This window comes from Rhodococcus sp. NCIMB 12038 (assembly GCF_002165735.1).
GTDB lineage: Bacteria > Actinomycetota > Actinomycetes > Mycobacteriales > Mycobacteriaceae > Rhodococcus_F.
Genome location: NZ_NHML01000044.1, coordinates 1 through 23,265, shown reverse-complemented (window position 1 = coordinate 23,265; position 23,265 = coordinate 1). Strand labels below are relative to the sequence as shown.

The window sequence follows — 23,265 nt, the reverse complement described above, 5'->3', positions numbered from 1 at the left end:
GTGGTCCCCTTCTCTAGTGCAGGACGAATCCGCCGTTGACGACGAGTTGCTGGCCGGTGATGTACGACGCCTCCGGTCCCATCAGGAACGCGACGGCGCCGACGAGATCCGACGGCTGCTGCGGCCGTTCGAGCGCGCGGTTGAGTCTGTACAGCTCGTGCCGGTGCTCCGGAACCTTCTGCGCCGATTCGCTTTCGGTCAGACCGGGCGACACGGTGTTGACGGTGATGCCGTGCGGGCCGAGGTCGCGTGACATGGCACGGGTCAGTGCGGCCACCCCGCCCTTGGATGCGATGTAGTGGGCGAGCCGCGGCGAACCGTACAGGGCGGCGTCGGAGCCGATGGTGACGACTCGTCCGCCTCCGTTCCCGATGATGGAGGGAACGATCGCCCTGCTCACGAGGAACGTGCCGCGCAGGTTCACGCCCAGCACACGATCCCACTCGTCGATGTCGAGTTCGTGAATCGGTTTGCCGCCCACGCCGTCCGCGAGGGCCGCGTTGTTGACGAGGCCGTACAGCGGGCCACCGGAGGTGACGGTGGCCGCCATCGCGTCGACGGACTCCGCGTCACGGAGATCGACCCGCACGAACTGGGCCTTGACGCCGTCCGCGCGCAGGCTTTCCGCCGCGGCCTCGCCCCAGTCCTCGCGGATGTCGGCGAGCCACAGGGTGGCGCCGTCCTCGCCGAGCCGGCGGGCCAGGGCGAGGCCGAGACCCCGCCCCGCCCCGGTGACGAGGATGCTGCGTCCGTCGAGACTCACGATCAGTCCCGGGTCACGCCGTGCATGGCCGACGTCTCGGGGTACGTCGGGATCTGCGGCTTCTGGGCGCCGATGATGACGCAGAACAGGGCGTCCTTGTCGCCGTTGTTCTTCAGGCTGCGGGGCACGCCGGCCGGGACGACGATCATGTCGCGGTAGCCGAGGGTGCGCTTCTCGACCTGGCCGTCGCGGTGGACGCCGACCTCCACCTCACCCTCGAGCACGAAGAAGGCCTCTTCCGCGTCGTGGTGGGTGTGCTCCGGGCCCTCGGCGCCGGGGGGAAGCAGCATGTTGGAGAACGTGAATCCCTGCGACGCGATGGTGCGGTTGTCGTTCTCGTGGTTGCCGGTCGCGCCGGAGCCGACGTAGCGGATCTGCGCGCGCTTGAACTGGTCGCCTGCCTTGGCCTGGAAGCCCAGGGTGTCCCAGTCCTCGTGGCGGGAGCCGCGGGTGAGGATCAGCGAGTCGGTGAATTCCTTCAGGTCGGCGGTGCCGTATTCGAGTGTCATGTTGTGCTCCTTCTCTAGACGTGGTTGCGCAGGCGTTCGGTGATGTGGATGAAGGATTCGACCCAGGCGTCGAACGCGTCCGGTCGCTCCTGGTTGGCGAGGTGTCCGGCACCGCGGATGGTGACGAACACGGCGCCCGGAATTCCGCCCGCGAGAACCTGACTCGCGGGAATCCCGGTCACCCGGTCCTCGTCGCCGCCGAGGACGAGGGTGGGGATGTCGATCTTCGGCAGATCGGCGGTGTGGTCGGTGGCGGCCATCGATTCGGCGGCGTACCCGTAGCCGGGCAGCCGGATCGACGACGCCATGATGGCCGTTGCTTTCGCCGTCAGTTCGTCGCCGGCGGTTCCGGACAACAGTCGCGGGGCCCGTTCGGCGGCAAAGGCTTCCGCACCCTCCCGTTCGAGGGTCGCGGCCCGGGCGCGCATCCGGTCGGCGGCCTCGCCGTCCGCGCCCGAGCCGACGGTGGAACTGCCGAGCAGCAGACTCCGCACGAAGCCGGGGTGACGCAACGCCAGCCGGGTGGCGATCACGCCGCCCCACGACATTCCGAGAACGTGCGCCCCCGCGTCGCCGCACCGGTCGCGGATCACGTCGGCGGCGGCGTCGGCGTAGTCGTCGAGGTCGAACGGACGCCCGGGATCCTCGCTGCGACCGTAGCCGGGAGCGTCCCAGGCCAGCAGTCGCAGCGATCCCGCGAGTTCGTCGAACTGCGGCGCGAAACTGTCTGCGCTGCCGCCGATCCCGTGCAGCATCAGCAGCGCGGGACCGGACCCGGATTCGACGACGTGCGTCACGACGCCCGCCCGAGGTCGAACCGCTCGAACGCCCCGGGGTCGGGGATGCCGGCCATGTGGTCGCGAACCTGCTTGGACGGCGGGCCCGCGGTGCCCCACAGGTCGGAGAGTTCCGGAACCCGGCGCCACACCTTGCACAGCCACCGGTCCTCGTCGACCTGCGCGATGCCGGACGTGTACTCGCACACCAGCCCCGCCGGATCGGCGAAGTAGGAGAACGTGTTGTCGCCCGGACCGTGCTTGCCCGGACCCCACAGCGGCACGGTGCCGTGGTGCCGCAACCGGCCGATGCCGCGCATGAAGTGGTCCACGGTGGGCATCTCGTAGGCGACGTGGTTCACCGACGTCCACTCGGCCTGGTTGAACGCGATGCTGTGATGGTCGGTGTTGCACCGCAGGAACGCCATCTGGTGCTCGGACCAGTCGGAGACCCGCATGCCCAGGATGTCGCAGTAGAACTTCACCGCGGCATCGATGTCGACGGTGTTGAGGACGACGTGCGTGACACCAACCGGGACGGCGTCGTCGCGGCCGAGTTTCGGGACCGCGAGTGCGTCGGCGAGCAGTTCGACGACGCGCCCCTCGGGGTCGACCAGGCTCACGCCGTAGCCGCCACCGAGGTCGTCGACCGGCCCCGGGCCGCTGACGATCGGGACGCCGCGCAGTTCGAGCCTGCGGGCGGCTTCGTCGACCTCGGCCGGCGTGGCGACGGCGAACGTGATGCGGCCGAGGCCGTTTCGCTCGGCCTGGGTGAGCTGCAGCGCGTGGTGGTGCTCACCGGTTCCCCGCAGCCAAGCACCGTTCGCGCCCTGTTCGACCACGCGCAGTCCCCACACCTCCGAGTAGAAATCGGTGGATTCGAGGCTGGCCTGTGTGCGCAGTTCGACGGAGCGCAGGCACCGCAGCCGGGCTATGGGTTGGTTCATCGCAAGCCTCCAGTTGCTTAGGTCTCAATATCTTAGCGCTAAAGTAATAGGTCGTACAGAGGTGGCGGGAATTTCTTTCCGGACGACCTATAGCTTCAGTTTGCCGACGAGCGGGTCGCTCAATCAGCCCAGGGGTTGGGTTCCTCGTCGAGGCCCCAGTAGATGCTCTTCTGCCGGGAGTAGGCGGCGATGCCGCTGCGCCCCTTCTCCACCCCGAGTCCGCTCTCCTTGACGCCGCCGAACGGCGTGGAGATGCTGAACTGCTTGTACGTGTTGATCCACACGGTGCCGGCCTGGAGTCGACGCGCGAGTTTCCAGGCGCGGCGGTAGTCGCCGGTCCAGATTCCCGCCGCCAGCCCGAACACCGAATCATTGGCCTGTGCAACGAGATCCGCTTCGCCGTCGAACGGCAGGACCACCAGGACGGGTCCGAAGATCTCCTCCTGGCACGTGCGTGAACTGTTGGGCAGCCCGTCGATGATCGTCGGCAGGTAGTAGGCGCCGTCGCGCAGTCGCTCGTCGTCGGGGATCGCCCCGCCGCACAGCACTCGTCCGCCTTCTTCGCGCGCGAGGTCCACGTAGGCGGCGACGCTGTCGCGGTGCTTGCGGTGGACCATCGGCCCGACCTGGGTGTCGGGGTCGCGGCCGGGCCCGAGGCGGAGCCGGGTTGTCTTGGCCACCAGTTTCTCGACGAACCGGTCGTAGATGCGGCGGTCGACGAACAGGCGGGATCCGGCGATGCAACTCTGTCCGGTGGACGAGAAGATCCCGTACATCACGCCGTTCACGGCGGCGTCGAGGTCGGCGTCCTCGAGGACGATCGTCGGCGACTTTCCGCCGAGTTCCAGCGACACGGGCATCAGCTTGTCGGCTGCCGCGTGGGCGATGGAGCGTCCGGTGTTGGTGCCGCCGGTGAACGTCACCTTCCCGACGCCGGGGTGGGTGACGATGGCGTCGCCGACCACCGAGCCCTTGCCGGGCAGCACCGACAGCAGGCCCTTCGGCAATCCCGACTCGTCGATCAGCCGCGCCAGTTCGAGTGACACCAGCGGCGTCCACTCGGCGGGCTTGAGGACGACGGCGTTGCCGGCCGCGAGGGCGGGGGCGATCTTCTGCGCGTCGCTGGCCACCGGCGAGTTCCACGGTGCGATGGCGCCGACCACGCCGATGGGTTCGAGAACGCTCATGGTCAGGAAGTTGCCGCGGGGGGCGGTGAGGTCGTCGTCCGCGGTTTCGAGGACGGCGGCGAAGTAGCGGAACGTGCCCGCGGCGCTGCCGACGAGTGCCGTGGTCTCGGCGACCGTCTTGCCGGTGTTGTAGCTCTGCAGCAGCGCGAGCCGGGACGTGTTCGCCTCGATGGCGTCGGCGATGCGGTGCAAATACTTCGCCCGCTGGTGTGGGAGCAGCGCGCGCCACGCCGCGTCGTCGGCGGCGGCGCGGCCCTTCCGGACCGCCTCGTCGGCGTCGTCGGCGGTGGCCTGGTGGATCACCTGGAGGGTGTCGCCGTTCGACGGGTCGGTGACGGCGAAGGCGGGGCCGCTCGCCTGCCGCCACTCTCCGGCGACGAGGATCCGGTCGGCGACCGGGACGAACGGCAGTGTCTGTGGTGCGGTGTCGAGAACGGTCACTGGGAGATCTCCTCGAGGGTCTTCTCGCGGGTTTCGACGGCGAAGAAGCCGACGACGAGGGCACCGATCAGGGCGACCGCGGAGAACATTCCGAAGACGACAGTGAGAGTGCCGCCGCCGTCGAGGATGGCTCCGACGGCGAGGGGTCCGACGATGATGCCGAGGCGCCCGCTGGCTCCGCCGATGGCGCAGCCGATGGCCCGCATCCGGGTCGGGTACAGCTCCGCGGTGTAGACGTAGAGCGCCATGTTGACGGCGAAGACGAACAGGGCCGATCCGGCCGACCAGAACAGGACCTTCGTCGCGGTGTCGGCGCCGGTGGCGGCGAGCAGGAACAGCAGCGACGAGCACAGGACCATCGACGCGGTGATGCAGATGCGGCGTCCGAGGTTGTCGATGAGGAACGCGACGAGGACGCAGCCGATCAGACCGGCGACGCTGGTGACGATGCTGTAGTGCAGCGCGGTGCCGACGCTGACATTGAAGGCGGAGTGGTAGAGCGTCGGCAGCCAGGACGCGATGCCGTAGTTGACGAAGTAGGCGCAGCCCCAGATCGCGGCGAGCATCAGCGTGCGGCGCAGGTAGACGCCCTGGAACGCTTCGCGGAACCGCCCGTGGCGATCGTCGACGGCGACGGCGGGCAACGGCTGCGGAGCCGGGAGCGTCTTGCCGTACTTCTGGGTGATCTCGTTCTCGATGCGCGTCATGGCGTCGTGGGCGTCTTCGTGGCGTCCGCGGGAGGCGAGCCAGCGCGGCGACTCCGGCAGCTTCCACAGCATGGGCAGCAGGATCACGGGCAGGGCGCCGAGCGCGAACAGGATCTTGTAGCCGAAGTTCGGGACCACCCACGCCGACACGATCGCCGACATGACGAGCCCGATCGGGAAGATCACCTCGTAGAGCAGCACGAATCGTCCGCGCTTGTGGGCTTTGGTGATCTCGCCGATGTAGCTCGCGGCCACCGGGACCTCGGCGCCGAGGCCGATGCCCTGCACGAATCGGAAGACGAGGAAGAGTTCCAGGGAGTCGGTGAACGCCATGCCGAGGCTCATCACGGCGTACAGCGCGAGCGAGGCGATGATGACGTTGAGCCGGCCGACGCGGTCGGCGAACCAGCCGCCGGCAAGGGCACCGATGAGCATGCCGATGCCGCCGATGGCGATCACCCAGGCGATGTCGCCGGGGGTCAGACCCCACTTGGGGGTGAGGACGGGGAGCGAATACGCGATCATCAACTGGTCGAAGCCGTCGAAGAACGTGACGGCGCCGACGATGACGCGGGCCTTGATGTGCCACCTGCTCATCGGCAGGCGTTCGAGTCGTGCGCTGATCATCTCAGCTGTGGCAGCCATGGCGGGCGATACCGTCGTCATGAGCATCCTCAGGGTCGGGTCGAGGCATTTACTTAAGCCCTCAAAGGCTTACCGCTAAGATGTAATCTCACGCACATGAGAAACGTCAACCCTTGACTTTGGACGAAACATACATTTCACACCCGTGAGTACTTGTTAACCCTCCGCGGTTAACAAGTACTCACAGGTGAGTGAGCCGTCGACCACGCGGTGGACTGCATCCATTTTGCACAGATGCGTGCGGTCGTGGGTCACCAGCAGCGTCGCGACCTCGCGTTCTCGCACGACACCGAGGATCAGATCCATGATCGCGGCGCCCCGTTCCTGGTCGAGCGCGCTGGTCGGCTCGTCGACGACCAGCAGCGACGGATCGTTCATCAGCGCGCGGGCGAGGTTGACCCGCTGTCGCTGCCCACCCGACAACTGCGCTGGCCGCTTCCCGGCGTGATCTGCGAGGCCGACGGCGTCGAGCAGGTCGCGGGCCTTCGCGCGCCCCGCCCGCCGCGGCACGAACAGCCGCTGCCCGAGATGCGCCATCGCCTCGAGTTGTTCGAGGGCCGTCAGCGACGACACCAGGTTGGACTGCTGGAACACGATGCCGATCCGGTCGCGGCGCAGTGTGGACGCCTGGCGCCGGCTGAGAGCGGTGAGTTCGGTGTCGCCCAGCCGGACGGAGCCCGAGTCGGGCCGGATCAAGGTCGACGCCACCGCGAGGAGCGTCGACTTTCCGGAACCGGACGGACCGGTGATCGCGGCGATCTCACCCCGGCCGAGGGTCAGCGACACGGAGTCGAGGGCGGTGACGCGTCCGGCGCCGTCGGGGTAGGTGAGGGTGACGTCGTCGAGGGTGAGGGCGGGGGTGGTCATCGTGCGCTCCCGAGGGCGGTGAGGGGGTCGGTGGTGACGAGGAAGCGGAGCGCGAAGGCGGCGCCGAGGAGGCCCAGCCCGACGAGGGCGGTGGCGGGCAGGAGGGTGGTGGAGACGTCGAGCACGAACGGCACCGCATCGCCGATCATCGACCGGGCCACGGCCGCCATTCCGACACCGGCACCCACGCCGGCGAGCAGAACGACGAGCGCCTGCCCGAGCGCGTCCCGCACGAGCGATGCGGTCGACGCACCGAGCGCCTTCAGCGTCGCGACGTCGGGGGTGCGCTGGAGTGTCCAGACCGTGAAGAACGCGCCGATCATCAGCGCGGAGATCGCGAACAGCATCACCGTCATCAACGTCAGCGACCCGTTCTCGGAGGTGTAGGACCCGATGGCGGAGAAGGAGTCGGCCACGGAGCGGGAGGTCGTCCCCGCGACGGAGTTCGTGGCGTCGTCCCCGCCCGTCACCGCGAGCACCGTCGCGGCACCCCCGCGCGGGTTCGCGTGCTGCCAGTCGGTGAGCGTCATCCACACGGCCGGGCTGTGGCCGTACCAGTCGTCGCCACGAACCGCGGCGACGGTGAACGACTGGCCGCCGATCGTCACCGTGCCGCCGGCGGATACTCCGAGCGACCGCGCCGCGCCGTCCCCGAGGATCACGGTTCCCGGCGCGGACGGTGCGCGGTCGCCCACACCGCCGTCCGCGCCGACGAGCGCCACCCCCTTCGTCGCACCTCCTACGGCCGACGCCGAGCCTCGTACCACGCCGATCGGGTGCACCGAGTCGGCACTCCGCCGCCAGACGGCCACCTGCTCGGACGTCAGCGCGGACTCGTCGAACGACGGACCGTCGTCGGAGGCCGCGAAGACCACCGACTCGGCGTCGATTCGTTCCACGACGGACACGTTCTGGTGGCGCAGTCCGGCCGTGAGTCCGCTGAGGAACGTGACGAGCAGCGCGATCAGCACCACGACGACGGATATCAGCGCGAAGCGACCACGCGCGGCACGCAGGTGATGGTCCTCTCCGGATCACGGCTGGCGCCGCAGTCGATGCGGGCCGGGGCGGCGCTCACGGCCTCCGAACTCACCGTGCCCCCGGCGCGGCACGGTTCCATCGCACGTGGGATGGAATTCCCGGCAGTCGAAGGTCGGGTGCGGGTTCCGACTTTCGATGGATGCCGGGTGCGCTCACGTCGATAAGCTGGACGGGGTGCACCGCTCCCCGCTCACTCCCGTGTTCGCGGGACTCCAACTCGGACTGCACGCGCTGACCGCGGCGCTCACTGCAGTCGTGATCCTGCGTGCCGTCCTCCTGGACGCGCCGAACGCGCCGGCGATCGTGGTGCTGTCGCTGGCGTTTCTCGCGGTGTACGCGGCGGGGGCGACGCGACGCCTGCGCGGGGGTTGGTGGCTCGCAGCGCTGACCGCACTGTGGGTGGCGCTGATGGTCCTCGCCCCCGACGCCGCCTATCTCGCGTTCGGACTGTTCTTCTTGTACCTGCACCTGCTGCCGCGACGATGGGGCGTCCTGGCGGTCGCAGCCGCGACCGTCGTGGCGGTCGTGGGTACCGGAATGCACCGCGGTTGGAGCGTCGCGGGTGTCGTCGGTCCGGTGATCGGGGCGTGCGTCGCGGTGGCGATCGGCCTCGGCTACCGGGCGCTGTACCGGGAGGCGGTCGAACGCGATCGCCTCATCGACGAATTGACCCGGACCCGAGCCGAACTCGCCGAGCAGGAACACGCCGCCGGTTCCCTGGCCGAACGTGAGCGGCTCGCACGCGAGATCCACGACACCGTCGCGCAGGACCTGTCGAGCATTCAGATGCTGCTCCACGCCGCGGAACGCGCAGATCCCGGCCACCCCGCCCGGGACCGTATCCGGTTGGCGCGGGAGACCGCCGCCGACAGCCTCGCCGAAACCCGGCAGCTCATCGGCGATCTCACACCCGCCGTCCTCGACGGGCAGTCGCTCGCGGACGCGCTCGCGCGGATCTGCACGCAGGCGAGGAGCGACACCTTCGACACGATCGCCGTCGTCGTGGGGGATCCGGTGCGGTTGCCGATGCCCGTCGAGGCGGCGTTGGTGCGGATCGCGCAGGGTGCGGTGTCGAACGTGGTCCGGCACGCGCAGGCGTCCCGGATGGCGGTCACCCTCACGTACTACGAGGATGCGGTCCGGTTGGACGTCGTCGACGACGGCATCGGCTTCGACGTCGAACTTCTCGACCGCGAACCGTCGAAAGCGTTCGGGCTGAATTCGATTCGCCGTCGCGTCGAGCTGCTCGACGGGTCGATGTCGGTGGAGTCGGAGCCGGGACTGACCGCGGTCGCGGTGTCGTTCCCGCTCGAGGCCGGCGCATGATCCGACTGCTGCTCGCCGACGACCACGCGATCGTGCGCGCGGGACTGCGCGCCCTGCTCGAGCACGAGGACGACATCGAGGTGGTCGGCGAGGCAGCCACCGCCGACGACGCCGTGGCGTTGTGTGCGACGACCCCCGTCGACCTCGTGCTCATGGACCTCCGGTTCGGCGCAGGCACGTCGGGGGTGGACGCCACCCGGAACCTGCGGTCGCTGCCGAACCCGCCGCACGTGCTGGTGGTCACGAACTACGACACGGATGCGGACATCCTCGACGCGATCGCCGCCGGCGCCGCCGGGTATCTCCTGAAGGACACGCCCCCGCCCGAACTGCTCGCCGCCGTCCGGGCCGCGTCGGCCGGCGACAGCGTGCTGTCCCCCGCCGTGGCGTCGAAACTGATGACACGCGTCCGCCGACCGGCCACCAGCCTCAGCCCGCGGGAGATCCAGGTGCTGACACTGGTGGCCGCCGGGCGATCCAATCGGGAGGTCGGGAAGGAACTGTTCCTCTCCGAGACGACCGTGAAGTCCCATCTCGTCCACATCTTCGGCAAACTCGGGGTCAAGTCTCGGACCTCCGCAATCGCCCGGGCCCGGGAGCTCGGCACCATCCCCAGGTGAGCGGCAAAGCGTCCGGACGCACACTTTGCCGCTCACATGCGTTTACGCTGGGAAAATGGACCCACCGGTCGTCCAGTACATCCAGCGGGACGGACACGCGCTGGCGTATCAGGTGGTGGGCGGCGGCGCGCTCGACGTCGTGTGGCTGTTCGAGATCAACATGCACCTCGACCTCATGTGGACCGACCCGCAGATCCATTACCTGATGGAACGCGGCAGCACGTTCGCCCGCACCGCGTATTTCCAGCAGCGGGGGCTGGGGCTGTCCGAACCGGTCGACCACCTGCCGACGCTCGAGGAGCAGGCCGACGACATCGTCGCGGTGATGGACGCGATCGGGATGCGCGAGGCAATGCTGGTGGGTGTGGCCAGCGCGAGCGGCGCCGTGGCGCTCGTGGCGGCGCGGACGCCGGAACGGGTCACCGGGGTGGTGCTGATCCAGCCCTTCGCCGAGCGACTGATCGGCGGCGACCACGTACCGGACGGCTGGACGGCCACCGAGCGGGACCAGTTCGTCGCCGCATGGCGCGCGGCCACGGAGTCGTGGGGGTCGGGCGCCAGCGTGCCGCTGTGGGATCCCCGCGAGGATTCCCCGTTCAACCGGCGGCTGATGGCGATGCTCGAGCGGAACTCCGCGACGCCGGCCGTCGCGCGCGCCCACATGGAGTGGATCTTCCGCCTCGACTACTCGGACATTCTGCCGTCGATCCAGTGCCCTGCCCGGGTGCTGCTCGTCTCCGGTAGTCCTGTCCCCGCGACGGCCTCGCAGTACGTCGCCACCCATATTCCGCGCGGCACCTTCCACCTGCTGCCGCCTGCGCAATCCGGCGCGTCGCTCGGTGAGGCGTGGAAGCCGATCATCGACCACGTCGAGCAAGTCGCCACCGGCGGGCACCCGACACCGGACGCCGGACAGTTCGTCGCGTCCGTGCTGTTCACGGACGTCGTCGGGTCGACGCAGGTGCTCGCCCGGATCGGCGACGCCGCCTACCGCGAACTCCGCGCGACCCACGAACGGCAGGTCCGCGACGCGGTGGAGAACGCGGGCGGACGTCTCCTCAACGTGGCCGGCGACGGCACGTTCAGTATCTTCGACGGCCCCGCCGCGGCGGTCCGGTGCGCGCAGACTGTCGTCGACGACGCGTGCACCCTCGGCCTCGAGGTGCGGGCCGGCGTGCACACCGGACAGGTCGAGCGGAACGGACCCGACGTCAGCGGCATGACCGTCCACGTCGGCGCACGCATCGGTTCCGCGGCCGGAGCCGGGGAGGTACTGGTGTCGCGGACCGTGCGCGACCTCGTGGTGGGGTCGGGACTGCGGTTCGCCGACGTGGGCGAACGCGAACTGAAGGGCGTGCCGGGCCGGTGGCCCCTGTACTCCCTCACCGACGCCGACCACGCGCCCCGGACCGTCCCTCGACTCGCACCGAAGCTGAGCATGATCGACCAGGCCGTCCTGCGGACCGCGAAACGGGCACCGCAGGCACTGCGTGCGCTCGTCGGCGTGGCCTATGCGAGGCAGCGCCGGCTGTCCCGCTGATCCCCAGGTGAGTGGCAAAGCGTGCCCGACCACGCTTTGCCACTCACGTCACCTCAGTCTTGGGCAATGGAACCGAAAGTGTCTCGGAGGACGCGTTTGAGGATCTTGCCGCTCGGGTTCTTCGGTAGGGAATCGGCGATGATCACGTATTTGGGCACCTTGTAGCCGGCGAGCCGTGCGCGGCAGTGCTCGACGACGTCTTTCTCGTCGAGTTCGACGCCGGCGGACGGGACCACGACGACCGCGACCGCCTCGATCCACCGGGGGTGCGGCACCGCGAACACGGCGGCCTCACCGACGCCGTCGAGTTCGTACAGCGTTTCCTCGACCTCGCGGGTGGCGACGTTCTCGCCGCCGGTCTTGATCATGTCCTTCTTGCGGTCGACCACCCACAGGTAGCCGTCCTCGTCGAGGTAGCCGAGGTCGCCGGAGTGGAACCAGCCGCCGGCGAACGCTTCCGCGGTCTTCTCGGGTTGTCCGAGGTAGCCGACGGTGGCGTGCGGGCTGCGGTGCACGATCTCGCCGACTTCGCCCGCGGGCAGCGGCTGGTTGCGGTCGTCCACGATCCGCGTCTCCACGTTGAGCGCGGGCTTCCCCGCCGAACCACCGCGTGTCTCTTGATCTTCCGGCCCGAGTGCCGTCGCGAGCGACGCCATTTCCGTCTGCCCGTAGAAGTTCCACAACCGGATGCCCGGCAAACGGCGGTTCATCTCCCGCAGGATCTCCAGCGGCAGCGGCGACGCCCCGTAGTAACCCTTGCGCAGCGACCGCAGGTCGGTGTTCTCGAAGTCGGGCGACTGCAGCAGCGAGATCCACACCGTCGGAGGGCAGAACAGGTTGGTCACCTGCTCGGTCTCGATGGTGCGCAGCAGCACCCGGGGGTCGGGTCCGTCGACGATGATGCTCGTCGCACCGAGGTAGATGTCGGTGCTGAGGAAGTTGTCGAGCTGAGCGCAGTGGTACAGCGGCAGAGCGTGCACCTCCACGTCTTCGCTGCTCATGCCGCCAGTGATGATGCAACTGATGTACTGCCACATCAGCGACCGGCTGGTGAGCATCGCGCCTTTCGGCCGCGATTCGGTGCCCGACGTGTACATGATGCGGACGACGTCGTCGTCCTCCACGCACACCTCGGGTGGCGAACCGAACGCACCGTCCGTCCAGCCGGCCACCGAGACCCACCCGTCCGGAACCGCCGCCTTGGACAGCGGGATCGCCGCCCGCACCCGGACGCTTCCCTTCGATTCCGCGAGCGCCGTCTCGGCGACGGGCACCAGCGCGTCCTCGACGACGAACGCGTCGGCGGCGCAGTCGTCGAGGATGTACCCGATCTCCCCGCCGGTGAGCATGAAGTTGATGGGGACGAGGACCACCCCGAGCCGGGCGGTCGCGAAGTTCAGCACCGGGTACTGCCAGCAGTTGTGCGACAGCAACGCCAGCCGGTCGCCCTGTTTCAGCCCCTCGGCGTGCAGGGCCGCCGCGACCCGGTCGATCACGGCGTCGAATTCGGCGAACGTGAGCCGGACGTCGCGGTGCACCACGGCGAGCTTGTGCGGGTAACGCGCCGCGGAACGACGGGGAATGTCGCCGATGCTCTGCTGCCGGGCGCGCGTCCTGTCGTCGGTCACCCGCGGACTTCTCTCAGGACCGGGGCGGCGGCGAACTCGGCGCGGGCGAGCGAGCGGCGGTGCACCTGGTCGGGGCCGTCGGCGATCTGCAGGAACCGGGCCTGCGCGTACAGGACCGGCAGGATCGTGTCCTGCGACAGCCCGGCGCCGCCGAAGATCTGTATCGCGTCGTCGACGATCCGCTTGACCGTCAGCGGGACCATCACCTTGGCGGCGGCGATGTCGTGGCGGGCCGCCTTCGTCCCCTCGACGTCCATCCGCCACGCGGCCCGCAGCACCAGCAGCCGGGCGGCGTCGAGGTGGATCCGCGCGTCCGCGACGGTCGCCTGCACGACACCCTCGTCCGCGAGGGGCTTACCGAACGCGACGCGGGTGCGGGCGCGTTCGGTCATCAGTGCGATGGCCCGCTCGGCCATCCCGATCAGTCGCATGCAGTGGTGGATGCGCCCCGGACCGAGCCGGGCCTGCGCGACGGCGAAGCCCTTGCCGCGCGGACCGAGGAGATTCGCTTTGGGGACGCGAACCTCGTCGAAGACGACCTCGCCGTGGCCGCCCTCGTGACGGTCGGCGAAACCGAGCACGGTGGTGGACCGGACGATGGTCAGGCCGGGCGTGCCCATCGGGACGAGAACGATGCTGTGCCGGTTGCCGATCGGGGCGTCGGGATCGGTGACACCCATGACCATGGCCACCCGGCAGTCGTCGCGCAGCGCCGCCGTGGACCACCACTTGCGTCCGGTCAGAACCCAGTCGTCACCGTCCTCCGCGATCTCGAGGCGGACATTGTTGGCGTCCGAACTCGCGACGTCCGGTTCGGTCATCGAGAAGCACGAGCGGAATTCGCCGTCGAGCAGCGGGGCGAGCCATTCCTGCTTCTGCTCGTCGGTGCCGTAGAGGTGCAGCAGTTCCATGTTGCCGGTGTCCGGCGGGTTGCAGTTGAACGCCTCGGGGGCGATCAGCGGGCTCCAGCCGGTGAGTTCGGCGAGCGGCGCGTATTCGAGGTTGGTCAGGCCCGCGCCCTCGCGGGCCGGAAGGAAGAGGTTCCACAAGCTTTCGCGTTTGGCGGCGGCCTTCAGGTCGGCCACGATCGGCGGCGCACCCCAGTGGTCCGGCTTGGACGCGAGCTGTTCCTCGGCGATCGCCTCGGCGGGCAGCACCCGCTCCTGCATGAATTTCGTCAGCTTCGCCTGCAGTTCCACGACTTTCGGGCTGTACTCGAATTCCACTTCGGTGGCTCCAATCTGTTTCGGTGATGCCGCGGTCAGCGGCGAAGTTCGGACACGGGCGACGCCGCGGCGAGATCGAGCGCGCGCTGCAACAGCGGGCCGACCATGTCGCCGACGTCGTCGAACCCCCCACCGACGGTGTCGCCCTGCGCGTGCCGGGCGTTGATGCCCTCGAGGATGACGGCGATCTTGAAGTCTGCGAACACCGTGTACCAGTCGATGTCGGGGATCTCGATGCCACGCTTGCCGGCGTAGCGGTCGAGAAGTTCGGCGCGGGTGGGGAATCCGTCGAGTCGGGCGAGGCCCTTGGTCACCGGGTTGTCGACCGCTCCGGGCTGGTCCCAGAAGCTCAGCATGATCCCGACGTCGGCGAGGGTGTCGCCGAGGGTTGCCATTTCCCAGTCCAGGACGGCGACGATCTTCCCGGCGTCGCCCCGGGACGCGAGCACGTTGTCGAGTTTGACGTCGCCATGGACGATGCCCGGGAAGTGCGAGGTGGGCAGCGCGCGGCGCAGTTTGTCGAGCAGCACGGCCACCTCGGGACGATCGGCGCCGCGCGAGGCCTCCCATTGCCGGGACCACCGGTCGAGTTGGCGTTCCAGGTAGCCGTCGGGGCGGCCGAACGAGCCGAGCCCGACCGCGTCCGGGTCGACGTCGTGGAGTGCGGCCAGGGTGTCGGCCAGATCCAGTCCGAGCCGGCGACGCTCGGCGGGGGTGAGTGCGGACGCCTGCTCAACGGTTCCGACGGGCGTGCCGTCCACGAGTTCCATGAGGTAGAACGACGCGCCGAGCACATCCGCGTCCTCGCACAGCAGCACCGCTTCGGGCACCGGGACGGCGGTGCCGGCCAGCCCCCGGATCACGGTGAACTCGCGTTTCATGTCGTGGGCGCTCGGCAGGACATGCCCGTACGGGGGCCGCCGCAGGACCCACGTCCGGTCGGCGTCGGCGACCCGGTAGGTGGGGTTGGAGCGGCCGCCGCTGATGAGCGAGAGGGTGAGGTCGCCGCTCACGCCGCCGTCGAGTGCGCCGTCGAGGTAGTGGGCGAGGGCGGTGAGATCGACGCCTGCCGAATCCTCCCGGCCCTGGTGGGTGTCCGCTTCGGCGTGGGACGTCGTCATCCGCTGCGTCCTTTCCAGTGTTTCGATGTTCAGCCAAACGCTCGTTCGGCCAATTCCCATCATCGGCCGAACGAGCTCCGGAAGTCAATACGCCGATATTCTGCAATTAACCGCTGGGAGTCCCGAAAACCGAAGCACTTGCCAAGCGATCGTTCACTTGGCATGATCCACCGGAAGTGATGCACGTCTCAGCCATCCCGAAAGGTCAGGACACCTATGACGGACCAGTTGACCGGGTCTGCTGCCACCACCGAATGGCGTGCCGAAGACCGCCGTGTTCGGCACCGCCTACCTCATGCGTCCGCTCGGCGGCATCGTGTTCGGGCACATCGGCGACCGGTTCGGGCGGAAGAAGGCCCTCCTCGCGACGCTCGCCTGCATGGGCCTCGGCAGCATGGCGATGGGATTCCTGCCCACCCACGCGCAGACCGGGATCTGGGCCACGGTGTTGCTCGTCGTCGTCCGGATGGTCCAGGGGTTCTCGGCCGGTGGCGAGGTCGGCGGCTCGGCCACGTTCTTCTCCGAATCGGCGCCGCGGCATCTCGAGGCCACCTACGGCGCGTTCACCCCGCTCGGCTCCACGATGGGGTTCGCGATGGCCGCCGCGGTCGCGGGCACGGTGTCGGCATTCACCACCGACGTGCAACTCGAGAGCTGGGGATGGCGGGTGCCGTTCCTTCTCGCGCTGCCGTTGACGCTGCTCTGCCTGTGGGCCCGCACCCGGGTCCAGGAAATCCACGATGACGACGCCGATTCCGGACCGGCGCAGGCACCCGTCGTCGCCGTCTTCCGGCGTCAGCCGCTCGCTCTCCTGCAGTCGGTCGGAATCAGTGTGGCGTGCAACGGAACCGCGTAAATCGGCCTCACCTACATGAGCATCCATCTGATGAAGAGCCTCGGCTACGAACGCACCCCGGGGCCCAGGTCGGCTCGTACACGCTCATGCCGCTGCTGTTCGACAAGGACGTCCGCTTCACCGGTGTCGCGATGGGCTGGAACCTCGGTGTCGTCATTGCCGGTGGCACCGCCCCCTTCGTCGCCGTCTGGCTCGTGGCGAAAACCGGAAACATCCTCTCGCCCGCCGTCTTCGTGATCGTGGCGGCGGTGATCGGACTGATCTCGGTGGCCGGCGTGGCACGCCGGTCCAAGGTCGCGCAGGAGCAACTCGGCTGACGCCGAGACGAATTCATCACTCGAGATCCACCACGAATGGGAGTAACCATGTATCCCGGCGCTCATGCTGCCACCACACCCGACAAGCCGGCCGTGATCATGGCAGGCACCGGGCAGACGGTCACCTTCGCCGAACTCGAGTCCCGCTCGGTCCGCATCGCCCGCCACCTGCGCGCCCTCGGACTGCGACGCGGGGATCACGTCGCGGTTCTGGCCACGAACACCCCCGCCATCTTCGACATCTATTGGGCCGCCATGCGTTCCGGGCTCTACCTCACGATGGTGAACTGGCATCTCACGCCACCCGAGGTCGCGTACGTCGTCGACGATTGCGGGGCCCGGGCGCTGATCGTCGACGCCGCACTCGACGCGGTCGCCGGTGAACTTCCCGCCCTCACCCCCGGTGTCGAGCACCGATTGGCGTTCGGGGGAACGATTCCCGGCTACGACTCGCTCGACGCGGCCGCGGCCGCGGAGTCCGACGTTCCGCTTCCCGACCAGCCACGCGGGGCGGACATGCTGTACTCCTCAGGCACCACCGGTCGCCCGAAGGGCATCAAACCGGAGTTGCCCGCACGGCAGATCCAGGACCCGGGCGACACCATGACCGGGATGAACGCCACGGTGTGGGGAGTCACGCCCGACACCGTCTACCTGTCACCCGCCCCGCTGTATCACGCCGCGCCGCTCCGCACCTGCGCGTCGGTGCAGGCCCTCGGCGGCACCGTCGTCGTGATGGACCGCTTCGACGCACAGGAGGCGCTCGCGTACATCGAGAAGTTCCGCGTCACCTACAGCCAGTGGGTGCCCACGATGTTCGTCCGCATGCTGAAACTGCCCGCGGAGACGCGGGAGCGGTACGACGTCTCCAGCCTGCGCGTCGCGGTGCACGCCGCCGCCCCGTGCCCGGTGGACGTGAAGCGGAAGATGATCGAGTGGTGGGGTCCGATCCTGTCGGAGTACTACTCGTCCACCGAACTCAACGGCATGACCCTGGTGAACTCTGAGGAGTGGCTGCGCAGGCCCGGGACCGTCGGCCGCGCCGCGCTCGGTGTCGCGCACATCTGCGGCGACGACGGTGCCGACCTCGCACCGGGCCAGGTCGGCACCCTCTATTTCGAGCGGGACACCCTGCCGTTCGAATATCACAATGCCCCCGAGAAGACACGCGACGCCCAGCACCCGCAGCACCCGACGTGGACCACCACCGGCGACGTCGGCTACCTCGACGAGGACGGGTACTTGTTCCTCACCGACCGGAAGTCGTTCATGATCATCTCCGGCGGCGTCAACATCTACCCGCAGGAGATCGAGAACACCCTCACCGAGCATCCCGCCGTCCTCGACGTCGCGGTGATCGGGGTCCCCGACGAGGAGATGGGCGAATCGGTGCTGGCCGTGGTCCAGACCGTCCCGGGTGTGACCGGCGACGACGCGCTGGCCGGGGAGCTCCTCGACCACGTGCGGGGACGGCTCGCCCGGTTCAAGGTCCCGCGGAACCTCGTCTTCAGCGACGACCTCCCGCGCACCCCTACGGGGAAGCTCGTCAAGGGCACGCTACGAGATCGCTACGCCGCCGGGGTGCACGCCTGAACCGTCAGCCGGCGACCGGTTCCGGCCGGCGCCGGCGGTCGAGGAGGACCGCGAGCGTGAGGACGACGAGTCCGGCGACGCCGAGGAGCGCACCGACGGCGGCCGGGGCGGTGTAGCCGTAGCCGGCGGCGATCACGACCCCACCGATCCACGCACCACCCGCGTTGGCCAGGTTGAACGCGCCGTGGATCAGCGTCGACGCGAGCGTCTTCGCGTCACCCGCGGAGTCCATCAGCCGTGCCTGGACGGACGGGAAGATCGCGGTCACCGCCATGCCGATGAAGAACAGCACGACGAGCGCCGTCACCGGGTTGTGCGCGGCGGCGATGAACAGCGCGAGGACGAGGATCAGGGCGATCATGCACCCGAACAGCCCGGGCACCACCGCGTTGTCGGCGACGCGCCCACCCACGATGTTGCCGAGGATCATCCCCGAACCGAACAGCATCAACGCCACCGGAACCATCGAGTGCGGCAGCCCGGACACGTCGGTGAGCGTCGAACTGATGTAGGTGTACACCGCGAACGAGCCACCGAAGCCGACCGTCGCGAAGATCAGCGTCATCCACACCTGCACCCGGCGCAGCGCCCCGAGTTCGGCGACCGGGTTGCTCACGTGCACCCCGGCCAGCGGCGGGACGAGGCGCGCCAACGCCACCAGCGTCACGATTCCGATGATCACCACGAGCACGAACGCGGACCGCCAGCCGAGGATCTGGCCGAAGAACGCGGTGGCGGGCACCCCGATCACGTTCGCGACCGACAGGCCCATCATCACGGTCGCGACGGCCTTGGCCCGTTTGCCCGGTTCCGCGAGGTGCGCGGCGACCAACGCGGCGACCCCGAAGTACGCACCGTGCGGCAGCCCGGCGAGGAACCGGGCGGCGAGCAGCGTCTCGTATCCGGGCGCGAGCGCGGTCGCGAGATTGCCGATCACGAACGTGGCCATCAACGCGATGAGCAGCGTGCGCCGCTCGACGCGCGCGGCCAGCGCCGCGATCGTGGGCGCGCCGACGACGACGCCGAGCGCGTACGCGGACACGAAGTGCCCGGCCACCGGCTCCGACACCCCGGTGCCCGCCGCCATCGCCGGCAGCAGTCCCATGGATGCGAATTCCGTTGTGCCGATGCCGAACCCGCCGAGCGCAAGCGCCAGCATCGCGCCGCGCCTGCTCGGTGACGGAATCCGCGGCCGCCGAGACGTCGAAGGAGCGGCGACCGCGGATTCGGTGAACTGGACGGAGGGCGGCGTCATGGCAGCAGGACTCCCATCGGGGCAGATCGTAGGTTCGGCGAACACATGTCGTGGACTCGCCTGAGGAAAACGCCGGGCCGAGATCGTGGCAAACCGGCTCGTCCCAGTATGGGTGAGGCCGCAAGCGAATTAACAATCCGCGCGGGCGTGATTCCACTCACCGAGCGTGCAGGTGAGACGCGGGCCGGCGCACCGGACCGGAGCGACCTACGTCACGTGATGTGCTGCAGGATCACCGTGTGGACGTGGTGGGCCTTGTCCATGCCGCGGAAATCGGCTTCGTACGTGGTCTGGGCGACGTCGACGGCGATGCTGCTGGACGAGAAGAACTGGCCGGCCCACGACTTGTTGCTGAGGAACGACACGGACCGGATGTTCTTGTACGGGATCGACGTGATCGCGGTGCGCTTGCCGACGAAGCTCTTGTCCTGGATCACGACGCGCAGGTTCGTGATCGCGAGGAAGCCGGTGCCCGCGCCGATGCAGTCGTACACGGCGATGATCGTCTCGCCGGGGAGAATCCCCTGCTGGACCTGCTTCAGCTGTTCCGACTTGTCGAAGATCGGATCGGTCACGGCTCCTCCTTCGACGTCGGTGCAGACTCGTCCGTCGGTGCAGACTCGTCCATCGTCCCAGAAAGTTCGTCGAAGGTGACGTGAATTCCCTGGCGCGGGACCGCACGTTGCGCCTTCGCCTGGTCGGTGAACGTCCGCTTGTCGCCGTCCACGAGTTCCGCCTTGTCGGTGAACGGCACGAGCAGCGCCCGCGGATGCAGCCTGTCGACGCGGACGACGTTGATCTCCACGCACATGACGACGGCCGCGGCGGCGAGGAAGAGGAACGCCAGCAGTCCCAGCACGACGGCGAACACCCCGTTCGTCACGGACGCGGTGCTCACCACCTTGCTGACGTAGTACGCACCGAACGACTGCAGCACCTGCCACAGCACGGCCGCCGCGACGGCGCCGGGCGCCACGTCCGCGACGGACAGCGGGCGGGCGGTCGCGAGCCGGAACGCGAGGACGAAGATCACCGAGTTGATCGCGATCGCGGCGAGCATCAGCAGCACCGTGAACGAACCGGACAGGTGCGTCGCGGCACCGATCCCGGCGACCGCGGCCGTCCCCAGGATCGCGAGCCCGATCGTGCCGAGCAGCAGCAGACCCCGCAGCCGGCCGCGGATCGGGTCGGGTCGCATGTTGCGCGGCACCGACCAGGCCGTGTTCATGGCATTCTGGCAGGCCAGCGCCACGCCGAGGCCGCCGTAGAGGGCTCCGACCAGTCCGATCACCAGGCCGGTCACTCCGCCGCCGATCCGGTGCGGGTCGGCCAGGTCGGCTCCGATGACGGGGAACTGGCTGACCGCCGAGTCGATGATGTCCTGCTGCAGTTCGGGATGCCCGGACAACACGAACCCGAGCACCGTGGACAGCAGCAGGAGGAGAGGAAACAGCGAGATGAACCCGTAGTAGGCGATCAACGCCGCGAGATACACGCCCTGATCGTCGAGGAACTTGTACGCGACGGCGATCGGGAAACCCATCGCCGGATATCGCTGCTGGAGAGCGTCGAGTCTTCGGGCGAATTTCATGCGATCAGACGGCCGGTTTTACCATCGCGAGGGCGAGGTCGGCGTAGCGCTCGGCGAGTTCTTCGGGTTTCAGGGGACCGTCGGCGTGCCACCACGTGCACACCGACTGACCCATGTTGATGATGCCGCGAACCGCGTCCCGCGGGTATTCGGTCGCGAAGTCGCCCTCTTCGACACCACGCTCGATGACGTCGCGGAAGAGGTGCTCCTGTTCGTCGCGGAGGGCGACGACGAGTCGGCGGCCCGGGTCGTCGAGGCTGCGGATCTCGGTGGCACCGACCATTGCGTCCCGCTGCCGGGTGGTGTGGAACATGACCCACGCCCGCATCAGCGCCTGCAACTGGTCGGCGGGGACACCGCCCGAACGCAGCAGCGCGCCCCGGGTCATCGCGATCGCGTCGTGGAGTGCGCGCACCATGATGTCCTGCAGGATCTCCTGCTTCGACGCGAAGTGGTGGTAGATCGACGCGACGGTGATGTCGGCGCCGCGCGCGATGTCGCGCATGGACGTGCCGTGATAGCCGCGTTCGTTCATGTTGGCGACCGCGGAGTCGAGGATCACCTGCCGCCCGGTACCCGTGCTCGTAGCGGCCACCTTTGCAGCGCACATCCCTGGTACTCCGTCCCCGCTCCGATCGTCACACGACGACACCAGCGTAGTGGGTCCCGTCACAGATTCCGCTCTAGCGATCGTTCGGTAGCGATGTCATGCTGGTGCGATGGATCACATCGGACTCGCCGTCTCCGACGGCATCGCGACGATCACCCTGAACAGACCCGACCAGCTCAACGCATTCACCACCACGATGGAGAACGAGCTGATCGCCGCATACGACCAGCTCGACGCGGACGACACGGTCCGGGCGATCGTGCTCACCGGAGCCGGACGAGCGTTCTGCGCGGGCGCCGACCTGTCGGCGGGTGCCGCGACGTTCGACCAGTGGCAGGACGAGGACGAAGGCGCCGACGCCCGCCGCGACGGGGGCGGCCGGGTGGTGCTCCGGATGTTCGAATCACGCAAGCCGATCATCGCCGCGATCAACGGTCCCGCCGTGGGCGTCGGCATCACGATGACCCTCGCCGCCGACTTCCGTCTCGCCGCCGACGACGCCCGCATCGGATTCGTGTTCAACCGCCGCGGCATCGTCCCCGAATCCTGCTCGACGTGGTTCCTCCCGCGCCTCGTCCCGCTGCAGACGGCCCTCGACTGGGTGTACTCCGGCCGGGTGTTCCCCGCCACCGAAGCCCACGACGCCGGCCTCGTGTACAAGCTGTACCCGCGCGAGTCCCTGCTCGACGAGGCCTACGCGCTGGCCCGGAGCCTGACCGAACACTCCGCCCCGGTGTCCGTGGCGCTGTCCCGCCAGATGATGTGGCGGGCGCTCGGCGCCGAACATCCGATGATCGCGCACCGCGTCGAAACCCGCGGCATCAACATCCGCGGCATCGGGCCGGACGCGCGTGAGGGCATCTCCGCGTTCCTGGAGAAGCGGCCCGCCGTGTTCCCGGACAGCGTCCGCGACGACCTGCCGGACGTGTTCGGCGACGACCTCCCGGCCCCGGCGTTCCGCGGATGAGCGCCGCACAGCCGGCCCGGCCCGCCGTCGTCGACCGCTGGCACCACGTCGTCGACCACCGCGACCTCCCCGCACTCGACGCCCTGATCGCCGACGACGCCGTGTTCTCCTCCCCCGCGGTCTTCACTCCGCAGGAAGGGAAGCCGAAGGTCCTGGCCTACCTCGGCGCCGCCCTGACCGTCTTCGACGGCACCGGATTCCGGTATGTCGAAGAGTGGTACGGCGACGGGTCGGCGGTCCTGGAATTCGCCACCGAACTCGACGGCATCCATGTCAACGGCATCGACCTGATCCACTGGAACGACCGCGACCAGATCACGTCGTTCAAAGTGATGGTTCGGCCCGTGAAGGGCCTGCAGGCGCTCATCCCACTGATGGCCGCCCAGCTGTCCCAGTCGTAAATCCCTGCTTCCCTATAACACTGCGTTCCTATAACACCGCATCACTCGTCACTGCATGAAGGAGAAATTCATGAGCCTGCCCCCCATCCTGCAAGACCGGCTCCGCCTGCCCGTTGTCGCGTCGCCGATGTTCATCGTCTCGGGCCCCGACCTGGTGATCGCCCAATCCACCTCCGGCGTCGTCGGATCGTTCCCCTCCCTCAACGCCCGCCCCCAGCCCGTCCTGCGCGAATGGCTCACCCGCATCACCGAAGAACTCGCCAAACACGACGCCAACAACCCCGAAACACCCTCCGCCCCCTACGCAGTCAACCTCATCGTCCACAAGAGC

23 protein-coding genes and 1 pseudogene are annotated in these 23,265 nt (G+C 68.7%); 9 read left to right on the top strand and 15 right to left on the bottom strand.

Going from position 1 to position 23,265, the window contains the following annotated elements; all coding sequences use genetic code 11:
* Positions 1-13: 13 nt before the first annotated feature.
* The 8 genes from CA951_RS38840 to CA951_RS38805 all read right to left on the bottom strand — a co-directional run bounded on the left by CA951_RS38840 (position 14) and on the right by CA951_RS38805 (position 7,858).
* The gene (locus CA951_RS38840; protein ID WP_072949169.1) at positions 14-763 is read right to left on the bottom strand and encodes a 3-oxoacyl-ACP reductase family protein; all 750 of its coding nucleotides are present in this window, start codon (positions 761-763) and stop codon (positions 14-16) included.
* Between the two features lie 2 nt (positions 764-765).
* Positions 766-1,272 (bottom strand): cupin domain-containing protein, encoded by a 507-nt coding sequence (locus CA951_RS38835; protein ID WP_087561927.1) that lies wholly within the window; start codon positions 1,270-1,272, stop codon positions 766-768.
* A gap of 14 nt (positions 1,273-1,286) precedes the next feature.
* Positions 1,287-2,069 (bottom strand): alpha/beta fold hydrolase, encoded by a 783-nt coding sequence (locus CA951_RS38830; RefSeq protein ID WP_087561926.1) that lies wholly within the window; start codon positions 2,067-2,069, stop codon positions 1,287-1,289.
* On the bottom strand, positions 2,066-2,995 hold the full coding sequence (locus CA951_RS38825; protein ID WP_087561925.1) for a VOC family protein: 930 nt from the start codon (positions 2,993-2,995) through the stop codon (positions 2,066-2,068). Before CA951_RS38825 ends, CA951_RS38830 begins: the two co-directional genes overlap by 4 nt.
* Positions 2,996-3,114: 119 nt before the next feature.
* Positions 3,115-4,623 carry an aldehyde dehydrogenase gene (locus CA951_RS38820; protein ID WP_087561924.1) on the bottom strand — a complete coding sequence of 503 codons (1,509 nt, stop codon included), beginning with the start codon at positions 4,621-4,623 and terminating at the stop codon, positions 3,115-3,117.
* On the bottom strand, positions 4,620-6,002 hold the full coding sequence (locus CA951_RS38815) for an MFS transporter (RefSeq protein ID WP_087561923.1): 1,383 nt from the start codon (positions 6,000-6,002) through the stop codon (positions 4,620-4,622). The genes CA951_RS38820 and CA951_RS38815 overlap by 4 nt, the downstream gene beginning before the upstream one ends.
* A gap of 129 nt (positions 6,003-6,131) precedes the next feature.
* Complete coding sequence (locus CA951_RS38810; RefSeq protein ID WP_087561922.1) at positions 6,132-6,842, bottom strand: ABC transporter ATP-binding protein; 711 nt, start codon at positions 6,840-6,842, stop codon at positions 6,132-6,134.
* Complete coding sequence (locus CA951_RS38805) at positions 6,839-7,858, bottom strand: FtsX-like permease family protein (protein ID WP_087561921.1); 1,020 nt, start codon at positions 7,856-7,858, stop codon at positions 6,839-6,841. The genes CA951_RS38810 and CA951_RS38805 overlap by 4 nt, the downstream gene beginning before the upstream one ends.
* A 160-nt stretch (positions 7,859-8,018) precedes the next feature.
* Between CA951_RS38805 and CA951_RS38800 the strand changes: the two genes are divergently transcribed.
* From CA951_RS38800 to CA951_RS38790, 3 genes are read left to right on the top strand one after another with little or no spacing between them, the layout of a single operon-like run.
* Positions 8,019-9,209 (top strand): sensor histidine kinase, encoded by a 1,191-nt coding sequence (locus CA951_RS38800; protein ID WP_087561920.1) that lies wholly within the window; start codon positions 8,019-8,021, stop codon positions 9,207-9,209.
* Complete coding sequence (locus CA951_RS38795; protein WP_087561919.1) at positions 9,206-9,829, top strand: response regulator transcription factor; 624 nt, start codon at positions 9,206-9,208, stop codon at positions 9,827-9,829. Before CA951_RS38800 ends, CA951_RS38795 begins: the two co-directional genes overlap by 4 nt.
* A gap of 55 nt (positions 9,830-9,884) precedes the next feature.
* Positions 9,885-11,369: an adenylate/guanylate cyclase domain-containing protein gene (locus tag CA951_RS38790; RefSeq protein WP_087561918.1), complete on the top strand. Its 1,485-nt coding sequence runs from the start codon at positions 9,885-9,887 to the stop codon at positions 11,367-11,369.
* Between the two features lie 53 nt (positions 11,370-11,422).
* Here the strand turns inward: CA951_RS38790 and CA951_RS38785 are convergent, their stop codons facing one another.
* Genes CA951_RS38785 through CA951_RS38775 form a run of 3 tightly spaced genes read right to left on the bottom strand, consistent with a single transcriptional unit; the run spans position 11,423 to position 15,344 of the window.
* Complete coding sequence (locus CA951_RS38785) at positions 11,423-12,997, bottom strand: acyl-CoA synthetase (RefSeq protein WP_087561917.1); 1,575 nt, start codon at positions 12,995-12,997, stop codon at positions 11,423-11,425.
* Positions 12,994-14,223, bottom strand: coding sequence for an acyl-CoA dehydrogenase family protein (locus tag CA951_RS38780; RefSeq protein ID WP_087561916.1), 1,230 nt, complete (start codon positions 14,221-14,223; stop codon positions 12,994-12,996). The genes CA951_RS38785 and CA951_RS38780 overlap by 4 nt, the downstream gene beginning before the upstream one ends.
* Before the next feature lie 35 nt (positions 14,224-14,258).
* On the bottom strand, positions 14,259-15,344 hold the full coding sequence (locus tag CA951_RS38775; protein WP_087561915.1) for a phosphotransferase family protein: 1,086 nt from the start codon (positions 15,342-15,344) through the stop codon (positions 14,259-14,261).
* Positions 15,345-15,603: 259 nt separating this feature from the next.
* On the opposite strand from CA951_RS38775, the gene CA951_RS44695 reads away from it, so the two are divergent.
* From CA951_RS44695 to CA951_RS38765, 3 genes are all read left to right on the top strand, one after another.
* Entirely contained in the window at positions 15,604-16,200 is a 597-nt protein-coding gene (locus CA951_RS44695; RefSeq protein WP_256974265.1) for an MFS transporter, read from the top strand.
* Between the two features lie 86 nt (positions 16,201-16,286).
* On the top strand, positions 16,287-16,517 hold the full coding sequence (locus CA951_RS44690; RefSeq protein ID WP_256974264.1) for a hypothetical protein: 231 nt from the start codon (positions 16,287-16,289) through the stop codon (positions 16,515-16,517).
* A gap of 48 nt (positions 16,518-16,565) precedes the next feature.
* The gene (locus CA951_RS38765) at positions 16,566-18,110 is read left to right on the top strand and encodes an acyl-CoA synthetase (protein WP_087561914.1); all 1,545 of its coding nucleotides are present in this window, start codon (positions 16,566-16,568) and stop codon (positions 18,108-18,110) included.
* A 4-nt stretch (positions 18,111-18,114) separates the two neighbouring features.
* Here CA951_RS38765 and CA951_RS38760 read toward each other — a convergent pair whose 3' ends face one another.
* From CA951_RS38760 to CA951_RS38745, 4 genes are all read right to left on the bottom strand, one after another.
* The gene (locus CA951_RS38760) at positions 18,115-19,365 is read right to left on the bottom strand and encodes an MFS transporter (protein WP_373415084.1); all 1,251 of its coding nucleotides are present in this window, start codon (positions 19,363-19,365) and stop codon (positions 18,115-18,117) included.
* Positions 19,366-19,577: 212 nt separating this feature from the next.
* On the bottom strand, positions 19,578-19,940 hold the full coding sequence (locus CA951_RS38755; protein ID WP_087561913.1) for a PH domain-containing protein: 363 nt from the start codon (positions 19,938-19,940) through the stop codon (positions 19,578-19,580).
* Positions 19,937-20,956 (bottom strand): YihY/virulence factor BrkB family protein, encoded by a 1,020-nt coding sequence (locus CA951_RS38750; RefSeq protein ID WP_087561912.1) that lies wholly within the window; start codon positions 20,954-20,956, stop codon positions 19,937-19,939. Before CA951_RS38750 ends, CA951_RS38755 begins: the two co-directional genes overlap by 4 nt.
* 4 nt (positions 20,957-20,960) lie before the next feature.
* Complete coding sequence (locus CA951_RS38745) at positions 20,961-21,566, bottom strand: TetR/AcrR family transcriptional regulator (RefSeq protein ID WP_087561911.1); 606 nt, start codon at positions 21,564-21,566, stop codon at positions 20,961-20,963.
* A 109-nt stretch (positions 21,567-21,675) separates the two neighbouring features.
* Between CA951_RS38745 and CA951_RS38740 the strand changes: the two genes are divergently transcribed.
* The 3 genes and pseudogenes from CA951_RS38740 to CA951_RS38730 all read left to right on the top strand — a co-directional run.
* Positions 21,676-22,533 carry a crotonase/enoyl-CoA hydratase family protein gene (locus CA951_RS38740; protein WP_087561910.1) on the top strand — a complete coding sequence of 286 codons (858 nt, stop codon included), beginning with the start codon at positions 21,676-21,678 and terminating at the stop codon, positions 22,531-22,533.
* A complete protein-coding gene (locus CA951_RS38735; protein WP_087561909.1) occupies positions 22,530-22,934 on the top strand; it encodes a nuclear transport factor 2 family protein in 405 nt (134 codons plus the stop codon). The genes CA951_RS38740 and CA951_RS38735 overlap by 4 nt, the downstream gene beginning before the upstream one ends.
* Before the next feature lie 70 nt (positions 22,935-23,004).
* Positions 23,005-23,265: pseudogene (locus CA951_RS38730) on the top strand (nitronate monooxygenase); the annotation flags it as partial.